The organism is Micromonospora tulbaghiae, assembly GCF_900091605.1.
GTDB lineage: Bacteria > Actinomycetota > Actinomycetes > Mycobacteriales > Micromonosporaceae > Micromonospora > Micromonospora tulbaghiae.
On record NZ_FMCQ01000004.1, the window covers coordinates 649,574 to 662,790 of the forward strand.

A 13,217-nucleotide genomic window follows, 5' to 3' on the forward strand; every position below is an offset into this window, starting at 1 on the left:
CGGCCGGTTCGTGGAGCCTGACTGCTACTTCTTGCCGGAGGGCTTGCCGTCGCCGGAGTCGGACGACAGCGCCGCGATGAACGCCTCCTGGGGAACCTCCACCCGGCCCACCATCTTCATCCGCTTCTTGCCCTCCTTCTGCTTCTCCAGCAGCTTGCGCTTACGGCTGATGTCACCGCCGTAGCACTTGGCGAGCACGTCCTTGCGGATCGCGCGGATGGTCTCCCGGGCGATCACCCGGCTGCCGATGGCCGCCTGGATCGGCACCTCGAACTGCTGGCGCGGGATCAGCGAGCGCAGCTTCGCCGCGATCGTCGTGCCGTACGCGTACGCCTTGTCCTTGTGCACGATCGCGCTGAACGCGTCGACCGGCTCGCCGTGCAGCAGGATGTCCACCTTCACCAGGTCGGACGCCTGCTCGCCGGAGGGCTCGTAGTCGAGCGAGGCGTAGCCCTTGGTGCGGCTCTTGAGCTGGTCGAAGAAGTCGAAGATGATCTCGGCCAGCGGCAGCGTGTACCGCAGCTCCACCCGGTCGGCGGAGAGGTAGTCCATGCCGAGCAGGCTGCCCCGCCGGCCCTGGCACAGCTCCATCACCGCGCCGACGTAGTCGTTCGGAGTCAGCACCGTGGCCCGCACCGTCGGCTCGTACACCTCGGCGATCTTGCCGGTCGGGTACTCGCTCGGGTTGGTGACCACGATCTCCTCGCCGTCCTCCTGGATGGCCCGGTAGACCACGTTCGGGGCGGTGGAGATCAGGTCGAGGTTGAACTCCCGCTCCAGCCGCTCCCGGATGATCTCCAGGTGCAGCAGGCCGAGGAAGCCGCAGCGGAAGCCGAAGCCCAGCGCGCCGGAGGTCTCCGGCTCGTAGACCAGCGCGGCGTCGTTGAGCTTGAGCTTGTCCAGCGCCTCGCGCAGGTTCGGGTAGTCCGAGCCGTCGATCGGATAGAGACCCGAGTAGACCATCGGCTTCGGGTCCTTGTAGCCGCCGAGCGCCTCCTTGGCCGGGTTGTTGTTGATGGTGACCGTGTCACCCACCCGGGACTGACGCACGTCCTTCACGCCGGTGATCAGGTAACCCACCTCGCCGACGCCGAGCGCGTCGGCCTTCACCATCTCCGGTGAGATGACGCCGATCTCCAGCAGCTCGTGGACCGCGCCGGTGGACATCATCTTGATCCGGTCCCGGGCGGAGATCCGGCCGTCGATCACCCGGACGTACGTGACCACGCCCCGGTAGACGTCGTACACCGAGTCGAAGATCATCGCGCGGGCCGGAGCCGCAGCGTCGCCCACCGGCGGCACGAACTGGCGGACGATCTCGTCCAGGAGGTAGGGCACGCCCTCGCCGGTCTTGCCGGAGACCCTGATGCAGTCCGCCGGGTCGCCGCCGATCAGGTGGGCCAGCTCCTCGGCGTACTTCTCCGGCTGGGCGGCCGGCAGGTCGATCTTGTTGAGCACCGGGATGATGTGCAGGTCGTTCTCGAGCGCCAGGTAGAGGTTGGCGAGCGTCTGCGCCTCGATGCCCTGCGCGGCGTCGACGAGCAGGATCGCGCCCTCGCAGGCGGCCAGCGAACGGGACACCTCGTAGGTGAAGTCCACGTGGCCCGGGGTGTCGATCATGTTGAGCACGGCGGTCTCGCCGGTCCGGTCGCCCTCGCGGATCGTCCACGGCATCCGCACGGCCTGGCTCTTGATGGTGATGCCGCGCTCGCGCTCGATGTCCATCCGGTCCAGGTACTGCGCGCGCATCTGCCGCGGGTCGACCACACCGGTGAGCTGCAACATCCGGTCGGCCAGGGTCGACTTCCCGTGGTCGATGTGGGCGATGATGCAGAAGTTCCGGATGCGCGCCGGGTCGGTGGCACCAGGAGCGTTCGCGCCGGGATCGAGCGTCGGTGGCACAGCGGTCCGTTCTGGTCGGCTGACGTGAGCGGGCCGGCGCGCCGCCGGCCCCCTCCATGGTCCCACGTCGCCCGGGGCGCGCCCGGGCTCCCCCTTCACTCCACGGCTATTCCATCGGTGGCTCGACGAACAGCGCGGCCAGCCTCGGCAGCCGGCGACGGGCCTCATCCTCGTCGTCGAAGTCCCAGAAGTCGTTCAGGTCGGGCACCGGGACCGGGTCGCGCTCGGCCGGCAGGTCGGACGCGGTCGCCTTCCGGTACGCGTCCCACGGCACCGCCACCATCTGCTCGCACTCGAACTCCTCGCCGCTGAGCGCCGCGGCCCGGACCTGCGGCAGCTCGGCCAGCGCGTCCGGGTCGCCGACCGCCCGCGCGAACACCGCCCGGCCCTGGGTCATCAGCCAGCCCCGGAAGTATTCGAAGCCGTCGTCCGAGGCACCCCCGTTGATGAGGTAGGCCGCGCCCCAGAGGTCGACCTTGTAGGAGGCGGCGAGCACCCGTCGCTGGTGGTGGGCGTAGCCGACGATCTCCTCCGGGTCGCGCTCGGCCAGCAGCGCGACCGCCCGGGCGGCGACCGCGTCGGGCTCTCCCCCGGCACCGGCGCGGGCGTCGTCGATCAACTGCCAGAACTCGTCGGTCCTCATGGCAGGCAGTCTGGCAGAGCCCACCGACGCGCCGGTTCGCCGCGCGCCGCCGGTGCGGCAGCATGGAGCGGTGCGTGCGATATCCCTACCGCCGGTTCCGTACGGGTCGACAGCCGTCCGGCCCGGCTGGGCCGACCTGCCGGCCGGGCTGCGCGACGCGCTGGCCGCCCGGGTCGGCGGCGAACCGGCGGCGGCCCGGGTGGCGGCCGGCGGATTCACCAGCGGCTTCGCCGCCGTACTGACCGGCCCCACCGGGGAGCGCGCGTTCGTCAAGGCGGCGGCACTGCACGGGCAACGGCACCTGGTCGACTGGTACGCCCACGAGGCGGCGATCCTGGCCCGGCTCCCGGCCGGGCTGCCGGTGCCCCGGCCGCGCTGGGCGCTCACCGAGTCCGGCTGGTACGCGCTCGCGCTCGACGCGATCGACGGGCACACCCCACGGCTGCCCTGGGCGCCGGCCGAGCTGGACGCCGCCCTCGCCACGTACGCCGAAGTCGCCGCCGCGCTCGCCGAACCGCCCGCGGAGCTGGCCGCGCTCCGGCTGCCCCGCCTCGCGGACCTGGCCCGCGACGACATCCTCTGGTGGGGCGAGGTGGCCGCCGGGCGTGAGCCGCTGCCCGAGCCGGCGACCGGCGCGCCGCTGGCCGAGCTGGTCGCGCTGGAGTCGCGCCTGCCCGGGTACGCCGATGCCGCGCCCGGCCTGGCCCACGGCGACCTGCGGGTGGACAACCTCCTGATCGACTCCGACGGGCGGGCCTGGCTGTGCGACTGGCCGTGGCTCTGCCACGGTCCCGCCTGGTTCGACCTGGCCGGGCTGCTGCTCACCGCGTACGCCAGCGGCCTCGACGCCGACGCCGCGTTCGCCGCCCACCCGGCGGCGGGAGGGGCGCCCGGGGACGCGCTCGACGTGACGCTCGCCGCGCTGGCCGGTTACTTCCTGACCGGGGCAGCGGCCGGGCCGTCGACCGGCTCCCCCCACCTGCGCGCCCACCAGCGCTGGAGCGGGAGGCAGGCGCTCGGCTGGCTGGCCGAGCGGCGAGGCTGGTCCTGGGCACGCCGCTCGCGCCCCTCGTGATCCGATCCGCTCGGCCCGCGTCGCTCGGCCCGGTCCGGCGGTGGGCTTCCAGCCGGCCACGGCTGGCGGGGGGCTCCCGGCCGGTGGCGGCTGGCGGCGGGCTGGTGGACGGCGGCGGGGCTGGTGGAGGGGCGTCGGACCGGCCCGGGCTGGAGGCGTTTTGGCTCATCCGGGGCCGACCTGGTAGCCTGGCTTTTCGCGCGGCGATGACGCATGCTCGTCGTGCGCGAAAGCAGACCAACCCGAGCTATCAAGACGAGGCTGTCGCGTGGCGAACATCAAGTCCCAGATCAAGCGCAACCGGCAGAACGAGAAGCGCCGGCTGCGTAACAAGTCGGTCAAGTCGTCGCTGAAGACCGCCATCCGGAAGTTCCACGAGGCTGCCGAGGCGGGCGACACCGAGAAGGCCACCGTGCTCATGCGCGAGGCCACCCGCAAGCTGGACAAGGCTGCCAGCAAGGGTGTCATCCACACCAACCAGGCGGCCAACCGGAAGTCGGCGATCGCCAAGCGCGTCGCCTCGTTCTCTGCCTGACCAGCGCTACAGATCCCATCGGAAGCCCCGGGGCCACCGCGCCCACGGGGCTTCCGCCTGTCCGCACTCCCCCTTGACACCGCGCTGCGGTGCGGGGCGGTGCGCTGCGGTGCGCTTGAAGATCTTGGAAGATTTCGGCCCCCATAGGGGCCATTTCGTACCAAGATCTGCGGCGTGATCGATCGGTGACCGCTGCGGACAGCGGCGGCCCGGACTCGGTGCATGTGGGTCGACGTGCCGATGATCACGTCGGCCGGGAGGATGCGGACCTCGGGAGGCGCGGCGGGCGGCTCTGGTGTGCCGCAGCCCACCGCGGCCGAGGCGAGCTGGGGGTCGGCGCACACCGGTGCCGCCGTGGCTTACCGCTCGCCGGGGCGGTCGAACGTCGAGCGTCGCGGCTGGTGGTAGCGGACGCCCCGAGGGTCGGCGACCGGCGTCGGAGCGCCCGGAAACGCCCGCCCGCTCGTCGGCGCCGCGCCGCCTGACAACGCGCGGGCGCTTGCCGATGTCGGCGCGCCCGGCAGTGCGCGGGCGCCGGCGGGCACCCGAGCCCGCCCGACCACCGGCTCCATCTGGCGGCGGAAGCGGTCCCGCTCCTGCTCGGGCACCTGCGCGGCGGTGCGGATGACCATCTCGGCCACCACGTCGTTGAGCTTGACCATCGCCGCCACCGCGATCGGCAGCACCAGCACCGCCCACCAGCTCACCAGCTCGGCGAGCGCGAGCAGAACGGCCAGCGCCACCGCACCCTCGAAGAAGAGGAAGCAGAGCACTCCACCCGGGTTGACGAAGCGCAGTCCCAGCACCCGGGCGTAGAGCGGACGGTACCGCTCCTCGTCCCTGGCCACCGTCGACCACGCTCGGGTCACCGGGCGCCGCCCTGCCGGGCCGCCGCCACCGAGAACACGGCCCGCTCCAGCGCGTACGCCCGGTCGTCGGCGCCACCCTTGACCGCCGCGTTGCACTCGGCGGCCACCCGCATCGCCTCGACCAGGCCCTCCGGCGTCCAGCCCCGGGCGCGTGCCTGGGCCTTCTCGATCTTCCAGGCCGGCATGCCGAGCGTCTTGGCGAGCTGGAACGCGCTGCCTCGGCCGGCGGCGGCGACCCGGGCCACGGTCCGTACGCCGTCGGCCAGCGCGTCGGCGATCGGCACCGGGTCGACGCCGACGTGCAGCGCCCACCGCAGCGCCTCCAGCGCGCCGGGGACGTCACCGACCATCGTCGCGTCGGCGACGGTGAAGCCGGTCACCTCGGCCCGTCCCCGGTAGTACCGGGCGACCGTGTCCGCGCCGATCCGCCCGTCCGTGTCGGCGACCAGCTGCGAGCAGGCGGCGGCCAGCTCACGCATGTCGTTCCCGACGGCTGCGACCAGGGCGTCGGCCGCGTCGGGCGTGCACTTGCCGCCGATGCGGCGGATCTCGTCCCGCACGAACGCGGCCCGCTCGCGGTCGCCCTTGAGCTTCACCGCCGGCACCACAGTGGCGCCCGCCGCACGCAGGCCGTCGGCGAACGCCTTGCCCTTGGCCCCGCCCAGGTGCAGCACCACGAGCTGCACGTCCGGGTCGGGATTCTTCGCGTACGCGAGCAGCGCGGCGGACAGGTCCTTGCGGGCGTCCTGGCCGGAGCGGAGCACGAGCACCCGGCGACCGCCGAACAGCGACGGGCTGAGCATCTCGGCGATCTCGCCCACGGTGAGCGTGCCGGCCTGGTATTCCCGCACGTCCACGTCGGGGTCGACCTGACGGGCCCGGGCGACGGCTTCGGTGACCGCGCGCGTGGCGAGCAGCTCCTCGTCGCCGAGGACGAGCACAATAGGAGGCAGGTCGGCGGGGGTCACGTCGCCCATACTCGCACGCCCTCCGACCCGGCCGGGCCTGCTCATCGGGGACTGTGACGGCGCAGCCCGCACACAGCGCAAATCCAGACATTTGCCTTGATTCCCCATCTACTGCGACAAGATCCCCCGGCTATCGCGACGGCCGCGACTCGGCGCCACGTTTCACCACCGCGAGACCAGCACCTATCCGGACCGCCGCGATGTCCCCGTCGGTGTCGGTACGCAGCACCCGCGCGCCGCCCCGGGTCAGCCGGTCCAGCAGCCCGGCGTTGGGGTGCCCGTAGTCGTTGTCGACCCCCACGCACACCAGCGCCACCGCCGGACGCACCGCGGCCAGGAACTGCGGCGCCTGATACGCCGACCCGTGGTGGGCGACCTTCAGCACGTCGGCCCGGATCTCGGCGGCCGGCGTCGTCTCCAGCATCGCCCGCTGTTCCTCCGTCTCGGCGTCACCGGTGAGCAGGATCCGTACACCGCCCACGGTGGCGGCCAGCACCAGCGAGTTGTTGTTCGGGTCGGACCGGCTGCCCCGCAGCGGGTACGGCGGCCCGACCGCGACCAGGTCCACCGCGCCCGCCCGCCACCGCCAGCCCGCCTGAACCGGGGACAGCGGTGCACCGGCCCGGCGGGCCGCATCCCGTACCTGGGCTGCGCCGTAGGGTGGCTCGGCCCAGGACGGCCCCACCACCGCACCCACCCGACGGCCCCGGAACACCCCGGCCACGCCGCCGACGTGGTCGACGTGGAAGTGGCTGACCACCAACAGCGGCACCTCGCGTACGCGAAGGCGGCGCAGGCAGGCGTCCACGCCTGACGGCTCCGGGCCGGCGTCGACCACCACGGCCCGGCCGGCGGCGATCGGCAGCACCACCGCGTCCCCCTGCCCCACCGCGCACGCCACCACCACCCAGCCACGCGGCGGCCAGCCGGAGGCGAGCAGACGGACCGGCACCGCGCCCAGCACCACCGCCACCGCGACGACAGCGATCAGCCGCCTCGCCCGGCGTCGGCGAAAGGCGAGCAGCAGCGCCACGCTCGCCGCCGCCAGCAGCAGGGCCCCGGCCACCCCGCCCGCCCACGGCAGGTTCCCGGCCGGCAGGTCCGCCCCGTACGCGGCCACCGCCACCAGCCAGCGCGCCGGCCAACTCGCCAGCCAGGCCAGGAACTCCGCGCCGCCCGGCCACACCGGCGACAGCACCGCCGCCAGCACGCCGAGCACGGTGGCCGGCGCGACGGCCGGCACCGCCAGCAGGTTCGCCGGCACCGCCACCAGGCTCACCGTCGCGGACAGCCCGGCGATCACCGGGCCGCAGGCCAGCTGCGCGGCCGCCGGCACCGCCAGCGCCTCGGCCAGCCCGGCCGGTACGCCCCGGCGCCGCAACGCGTCCCGCCATCCCGGCGCAAGCAGCAGCAGTCCGCCGGTGGCACACACCGACAACGCGAAACCCGGATCACCCGCGAGGTCCGGGTCGAACAGGACCAGTCCGGTGACCGCCGCGGCGAGCGCGGGCAGCGCCGACCGGGACCGCCCGGCGGCGAGCGCGGCCAGCCCGATCGCGCCCATCGCGGCGGCGCGCACCACGCTCGGCGAGGGCCGCACCAGGATGACGAACCCGACGAGCGCGAGTACGCAGAGCGTGGCGGCGGTACGCGGACCGGCACGCGCCCAGCGGGCCAGCAGCAGCACCGCCCCGACCACGATCGCCACGTTGGAGCCGGACACCGCGTTGAGGTGCGTCATCCCGGTGGCCCGGAAATCCTCCTCCACCTCCGGAAGCAACCGGCTCGTGTCTCCGACCACCAGACCCGGCAGCAGCCCGCCCGGCGCGTCGGGCAGCGGCTCGCAGGCCCGTTGCAGGCCGGCCCGCAGCACGCCGGCGGCCCGCTGCGGCCACGACGCGTCGCCGCGCAGCGTAGGCGGGTCGGCGGTGGAGAGCACGGCGGCGGTCAGGTCGCCGCCGCGCGGGGCGGACAGCCGTCCCCGGCTGGTCGCCCGCTGCCCTGGCAGCAGTGGACGCCAGGCCGGGTCGGTGGCGAGCACCAGCGCGCGTACCGGGCCGGTGACGCGAGCGCCGTCGGGTCCGGTGAGCCGGACCAGATCCACGCGGACCAGCAGCATCGGTGGGCGGCCGGGCGCACCGCGTATCGGACGGGGGTCGTCGCGGAGCACCAGCTCGGCGGTGACCGGAACACGGTCGGTGACGAGCGCGCGGACCGGGGCGGCGTCGCGGACCGCGACCCGGGCGCCGGTGGCCGCCGCGCCGCAGAGCACGCCGAGCAGTACGGCGACCGCGATCCAGCCGTAGCGGCGGGCCACCACACCCGGCCGGCCCAGCACGCCGCACAGGTGCAGGCCCGCGAGCAGGGCGAGCGCGGCGGCGACGGCGGCCACCCACACTGTCGCCCGGACGGTGAGGTGCAGCCCGGCCAGCGCGGCGAGCCAGGCCGCCACCGCCAGCCCGGCCAGCCGGAGGTCGGGCACGTCGCGGCCGGCCGCGTCACCATCGAGGGGGCGTCGGCCCTTCACACCGTCACCAGTTCCTTGAGCTGCTCGTACCGGGCGTCGCCGATGCCGTCGACCTGGCGCAGGTCGGACACGGACCGGAACCCGCCGGTGCGGTCCCGGTGGTCGAGGATCCGCTGGGCGAGCACCGGCCCGACGCCCGGCAGCGCGTCGAGCTGGGCCAGCGTCGCGGTGTTGAGGTTGACCGGTCCGGCCGGCGCCGCCGAGCCGCCCGGGGCACCGCCACCTGCGGCCGGGCCGGGCGCGGCCTGCCCCGGTGGGGCGGTCACGCCGACCAGGATCAGCTCCCCGTCGGTGACCTTGCGGGCCGGGTTGAGCAGCGCCACGTCGACGCCGGGCAGCGCGCCGCCCGCAGCCTCGATCGCGTCGGCCACCCGCGCCCCGGCCGGGAGGCGGACGAGGCCGGGACGCCGGACCTTGCCGGCCAGCGCGACGACCACCTGACCGGCTGAGCCGGCCGGCGCGGGCACCCCGGCGGCCGCTTCGGTCGCCGCGCCCACCGGTGCCTCGGAGGACGCCGCGACCGGCTGGACGGGCTCGGCGCTGGGACGCGAGCGCCACGCCCAGACGGCGGCCACCACGACCACCACTGCCGCCACCGCCGCGAGCGCACGCACACCCCGCCGGCCGGGGTCGAACGCCCCGGCACCGGGCAGCCGGGACACCAAGCCTCCCCCGGTTGCCGGGGCGTCGTGGATTCCGCCGGCGTCCGGTTCGGCGGAGGCCGGCTCGGCCCCGAACGGATACTCCCGACCGCCGTACCGCTCCGGGAAGCCGCGGCGCAGCCCGAAACCCGACTCGATCTCGTCGGGCACCGGCCCGAGCCCGCCCCGGACATCCGGCCCAGCCCCGCCGGCGGCGTGCCCAAGGGCCGCAACGGACCCGCCGTTGAAGACCGGCCCGGCTTCGTCAGGCCAAGGGTCGGGGGCCGGTCCGGACAGGGAGAGCCCGGGCCGCCGGGAGGACCGCGCCGCCGGGCCGCCCTGCTCGACGAGATCCGGGTCGGGCTGGGCCTCTCCGGCACGGTGGCCGGACTCGCCCACGCGGTCGGCGGGGAACGGCGGGACGGCGGCGGCATCCGTGAACCCGAACAGCCGGGCGAGCCGCCGCCGTACCGTCGTCTCCTCGTCGTCTGGCACGGCTCGGGACGCTACGGCGGCGGCTCGTCACCCGTCGGCCGGTGAACTCTCACCTGTGGACGACGGGAGCGCTGTGGACAGGAACCCGATCAAGCCCTGACTGTGCTAAGGCGGCCGGGAGGCGAAGCTCAGCGCGCCTCCGGGTCCAGGCCGAGCGCGGCCCGTCCCCCGTCGACCGGCACCGTCGCGCCGTTGACGAACGAGGCGCGTTCGGAGAGCAGGAACGCGACCACCTCGGCCACCTCGCCGGTACGCCCGATCCGGCCCACCGGGTGCAGCCGGGCCATCTCCGCGTCGACGTGCTCCACCCCCGCCGGGTCGAGCCCGGCCAGGTAGGCGGCGTGCCGTTCGGTGTGGATGGACCCGAGCGCCACCGCGTTGGCGCGGATCCCGCGCGGACCGTAGTCGACAGCGAGCGCCCGGGTCAGCCCCTCCAACGCGGCCTTGGCGGTGGCGTACGGCAGGGCACCCGGCACCGCCCGGCGGGCCTGGTGGGAGGAGACGTTGACGATCGCGCCGCCGGAGCCGGCGGCCAGGAACCGGCGTACGGCGGTGCCGGCCCCCGCGACGGCTGGGCGCAGGTTGAGCGCGATCAGGTCGACCACCTCGCTCGCGGGCGCGCGGTGCAGGTCGGCGTCGCGGAAGACGGCGGCGTTGTTGACCCAGCCGGCCAGCGGCGCGTACGCCTCGGCGCGGTCGGCGGCCCGGCCGGTGACCGCCTCGTCGCCGGCGTCCCCGGTCACGGCGTGCAGCCGGTCGGCCAGTGGATGCCGGGCCAGCCAGTCCACCGCGCTGGTGTCCCGCTCGACCACGACCACGGTGCCCCCGTCGGCGGCCAGCCGTTCCACGATGGCCCGTCCGACGCCGCGCCCGCCGCCGGTGACGACATACGACAGTGGGGTCATCCGGCAACCCTAGGGCGTGCGGCGGTGCACCACCACGCACGCCAGCCCGGGTCCGGCGTGCGCGGCGACGACCGCTCCGGCCTCGGTGACGTACGTGTCGTGCAGGCGGTCGCCCAGCCGCTCGGTCAGCGCCGTCAGCAACTGCTCGGCCCGCTGCGGCGCGGCGAGGTGGTGCACGGCGAGGTCCACAGGGGCTTCGTCCGCCGCCTCGACGGCAAGGTCGACCAGGCGCGCGACGCCCCGGCTGGCGGTACGGACCTTGTCCTTCACCACGATCGCACCGTCCGGCATGTGCATGATCGGCTTGACCGAGAGGGCGGTGCCGAGCAGTGCCTCGGCCGCGTTGATCCGGCCGCCCCGGCGCAGGAACTCCAGCGTGTCGACGTAGAAGTAGATGGTGGTCCGGGCTACCGCATCCAGCGCCGCGTCGCGTACCCCGGTCAGGTCGGCTCCCCCGGCGGCGGCCGCGGCGGCGGCGAGCGCCGGGAAGCCCAGGCCCATGCCGGTGGATCGGCTGTCCACGACGGTGATCCGGTCGTCGCCGACCTCGGCGGCGGCCAGCCGGGCGGCCTCGACGGTGCCGGACAGTTCGGCGGACAGGTGCACCGACACCACGCCGTCGGCGCCCTCGGCGAGCAGCGTGCGGTAGACCTGCGCGAACTGTTCCGGCGCGGGCCGGGACGTGCTCACCGAGACCCGCCGGCCGCTCAGCGCACGGGTGGCGTCGGCCGGGGAGGTCTCGACACCCTCCAGCCCTTCCGCGCCGTTGAGGACGACTGTCAGCGGGACGACTGTGAGCCCGCGTGCGCGGACCAGGTCGGGGGGCAGGTAGGCGGTGGAGTCGGTGACGACCGCGACGGACATGACCGGCACGCTAGCCGATGGCGCTGTGACGTGCCGGGGCCGGAGGTGTCAGACCGCGTCGGTGAGCGCCGGCTGGGTGATCAGGCCGACGTTGTGCGCGCGCAGGTGCCAGCCCCGGACGTCGTCGTGACGCAGTTCGGTCCAGTGGCAGTTCGCCAGCGCGCCGAGGCTGCGCAGCACCGTGTGGTCCCAGCCGAGCAGGTGACCGACGCCCTGCCGGGCGCCGCCGCCGTGGGTGGTCACCACGACCGTGCCGCCGGTGGCCAGGTCGGCCGCGTCCTGGAACCCGGCGCCGAGCCGGGCACCCAGGTCGCCCAGGGGCTCGATGCCGGCGCCGGGGTCGGGATCGCCGGCCCGCCAGCGGGCGTACTCGTCGGGGAAGCGCTCGGCCACCTCGGTCAGGGTGAGACCCTGCCACTGGCCGAACTGCCGTTCGCGCAGCCGGGCGTCGGAGCGGACCGGCAGCCCGGTCAGCGCCGACAGCGCGGCGGCGGTGTCGGCGGCCCGGCGCAGGTCACTGGCGACGATCGCGTCCGGGCGCAGCGCGGCCAGCACCGGCGCGGCGGCGCGGGCCTGCTCCCGGCCGAGGTCGTTGAGCGGCACGTCGGTCTGACCCTGGACCCGGCTCGCGGCGTTCCAGTCGGTGTTGCCGTGCCGCCAGACGATCAGGCGGGTCATTCGGCGGTGGCGGTGCCGGCGGCCGAGTCGGCCAGGTCGCGATCGGTGAACGGGATCTGCGGGCAGTCCTTCCAGAGCCGGTCGAGCGCGTAGAACTCGCGCTCCTCGGTGTGCTGGACGTGGATCACGATGTCGACGTAGTCGAGCAGCACCCAGCGGCCACCCCGCTCGCCCTCGCGGCGCAGCGGCTTGGCCTTCTCCGGCAGCTCCAGCAGGCGCTCCTCGATGGCGTCGACGATGGCGAGCACCTGACGCTCGTTCGGAGCGGCGGCCAGCAGGAACGCGTCGGTGATCGCGAGCTGGTCGCCCACGTCGATGATGACGATGTCCTGTGCCTTCTTGTCGGCCGCGGCCTGGGCGGCGGCCATCGCCAGCTCGTGCGCGCGTTCGGAAACTGTCACCGTTCTCCTTCGATCAACCGTGCGACCCTCCAAGCCTCTCACACCCGGCGGTGTGCCGACTTGTCAGTTCTAGTCGATTTCAGGCATGAACTGGGACATACAGGGACGGATTCACCGCTGATAGAGGCGCCGTTTCGCGATGTACTGCACCACACCGTCGGGCACCAGGTACCACACCGGCTCCCCCCGGGCGACCCGCGCGCGGCAGTCGGTCGAGGAGATCGCCATCGCGGGCACCTGCACCAGACTCACCGAGTCGGCCGGCAGGTGCTTGTCGGTGAGTTCGAAGCCGGGCCGGGTCACCCCGATGAAGTGGGCCAGTTCGAGCGCCTCGTCCAGGTCCTTCCAGGACAGGATGCGCTCCAGCGCGTCCGCGCCGGTGATGAAGAACAGCTGCGCCTTCGGGCCGTACTCGGCGTGCAGGTCGCGCAGCGTGTCGACGGTGTAGGTGGGGCCGCCCCGGTCGATGTCGACCCGGCTCACCTGGAAGCGGGGGTTGGAGGCGGTGGCGATCACCGTCATGAGGTAGCGGTCCTCGGCCGGGGTGACCGCTTCCTCCGCCTTCTGCCACGGCTGTCCGGTCGGCACGAACACGACCTCGTCCAGACCGAACCGGTCGGCCACCTCGCTCGCCGCCACCAGGTGCCCGTGGTGGATCGGGTCGAACGTGCCGCCCATGATGCCGACCCGCCGGATGTCTTCCTCCACCCAGCG

Annotated in this window: 13 protein-coding genes; 2 read left to right on the plus strand and 11 right to left on the minus strand. The window is 74.3% G+C overall.

Features of this window, described 5'->3' with window-relative positions; genetic code table 11:
* Window positions 1-24: 24 nt before the first annotated feature.
* Both lepA and GA0070562_RS15780 read right to left on the minus strand, forming a co-directional pair.
* Entirely contained in the window at window positions 25-1,902 is a 1,878-nt protein-coding gene (lepA, locus tag GA0070562_RS15775) for a translation elongation factor 4 (protein ID WP_091421785.1), read from the minus strand.
* 106 nt (window positions 1,903-2,008) lie between these two features.
* The gene (locus GA0070562_RS15780; RefSeq protein ID WP_091421787.1) at window positions 2,009-2,545 is read right to left on the minus strand and encodes a DUF4240 domain-containing protein; all 537 of its coding nucleotides are present in this window, start codon (window positions 2,543-2,545) and stop codon (window positions 2,009-2,011) included.
* On the opposite strand from GA0070562_RS15780, the gene GA0070562_RS15785 reads away from it, so the two are divergent.
* On the plus strand, window positions 2,544-3,620 hold the full coding sequence (locus GA0070562_RS15785; RefSeq protein ID WP_244254936.1) for a phosphotransferase family protein: 1,077 nt from the start codon (window positions 2,544-2,546) through the stop codon (window positions 3,618-3,620). The genes GA0070562_RS15780 and GA0070562_RS15785 overlap by 2 nt on opposite strands.
* Window positions 3,621-3,888: 268 nt before the next feature.
* A complete protein-coding gene (gene rpsT / locus GA0070562_RS15790) occupies window positions 3,889-4,155 on the plus strand; it encodes a 30S ribosomal protein S20 (RefSeq protein ID WP_091421793.1) in 267 nt (88 codons plus the stop codon).
* 359 nt (window positions 4,156-4,514) lie between these two features.
* Here the strand turns inward: rpsT and GA0070562_RS15795 are convergent, their stop codons facing one another.
* From GA0070562_RS15795 to nadD, 9 genes are all read right to left on the minus strand, one after another.
* Window positions 4,515-5,024: a hypothetical protein gene (locus GA0070562_RS15795; protein ID WP_091421796.1), complete on the minus strand. Its 510-nt coding sequence runs from the start codon at window positions 5,022-5,024 to the stop codon at window positions 4,515-4,517.
* Entirely contained in the window at window positions 5,021-6,001 is a 981-nt protein-coding gene (gene holA, locus GA0070562_RS15800; RefSeq protein WP_091421800.1) for a DNA polymerase III subunit delta, read from the minus strand. Before holA ends, GA0070562_RS15795 begins: the two co-directional genes overlap by 4 nt.
* A gap of 121 nt (window positions 6,002-6,122) precedes the next feature.
* Window positions 6,123-8,519 (minus strand): ComEC/Rec2 family competence protein, encoded by a 2,397-nt coding sequence (locus tag GA0070562_RS15805; protein ID WP_254663803.1) that lies wholly within the window; start codon window positions 8,517-8,519, stop codon window positions 6,123-6,125.
* The gene (locus GA0070562_RS15810) at window positions 8,516-9,331 is read right to left on the minus strand and encodes a ComEA family DNA-binding protein (protein ID WP_217493428.1); all 816 of its coding nucleotides are present in this window, start codon (window positions 9,329-9,331) and stop codon (window positions 8,516-8,518) included. The genes GA0070562_RS15805 and GA0070562_RS15810 overlap by 4 nt, the downstream gene beginning before the upstream one ends.
* Before the next feature lie 452 nt (window positions 9,332-9,783).
* Entirely contained in the window at window positions 9,784-10,560 is a 777-nt protein-coding gene (locus tag GA0070562_RS15815; RefSeq protein WP_091421803.1) for an SDR family NAD(P)-dependent oxidoreductase, read from the minus strand.
* A 9-nt stretch (window positions 10,561-10,569) separates the two neighbouring features.
* Window positions 10,570-11,424: a DegV family protein gene (locus GA0070562_RS15820; RefSeq protein ID WP_091422087.1), complete on the minus strand. Its 855-nt coding sequence runs from the start codon at window positions 11,422-11,424 to the stop codon at window positions 10,570-10,572.
* Between the two features lie 48 nt (window positions 11,425-11,472).
* Window positions 11,473-12,102, minus strand: coding sequence for a histidine phosphatase family protein (locus GA0070562_RS15825; protein ID WP_091421807.1), 630 nt, complete (start codon window positions 12,100-12,102; stop codon window positions 11,473-11,475).
* Window positions 12,099-12,503, minus strand: coding sequence for a ribosome silencing factor (gene rsfS, locus GA0070562_RS15830; protein WP_091421810.1), 405 nt, complete (start codon window positions 12,501-12,503; stop codon window positions 12,099-12,101). The genes GA0070562_RS15825 and rsfS overlap by 4 nt, the downstream gene beginning before the upstream one ends.
* Window positions 12,504-12,614: 111 nt before the next feature.
* Window positions 12,615-13,211, minus strand: a complete 597-nt coding sequence (gene nadD / locus GA0070562_RS15835; RefSeq protein WP_013475510.1) for a nicotinate-nucleotide adenylyltransferase — start codon at window positions 13,209-13,211, stop codon at window positions 12,615-12,617.
* Window positions 13,212-13,217: the final 6 nt, after the last annotated feature.

Excerpts from the sequence above, each read along its gene's own strand:
- GA0070562_RS15820 (WP_091422087.1), bottom strand. The coding sequence starts at position 11,424 with ATGTCCGTCGCGGTCGTCACCGACTCCACCGCCTACCTGCCCCCCGAC.
- GA0070562_RS15815 (WP_091421803.1), bottom strand. The coding sequence starts at position 10,560 with ATGACCCCACTGTCGTATGTCGTCACCGGCGGCGGGCGCGGCGTCGGA.
- GA0070562_RS15785 (WP_244254936.1), top strand. The coding sequence starts at position 2,544 with ATGGCAGGCAGTCTGGCAGAGCCCACCGACGCGCCGGTTCGCCGCGCG.
- GA0070562_RS15780 (WP_091421787.1), bottom strand. The coding sequence starts at position 2,545 with ATGAGGACCGACGAGTTCTGGCAGTTGATCGACGACGCCCGCGCCGGT.
- holA (WP_091421800.1), bottom strand. The coding sequence starts at position 6,001 with ATGGGCGACGTGACCCCCGCCGACCTGCCTCCTATTGTGCTCGTCCTC.
- GA0070562_RS15825 (WP_091421807.1), bottom strand. The coding sequence starts at position 12,102 with ATGACCCGCCTGATCGTCTGGCGGCACGGCAACACCGACTGGAACGCC.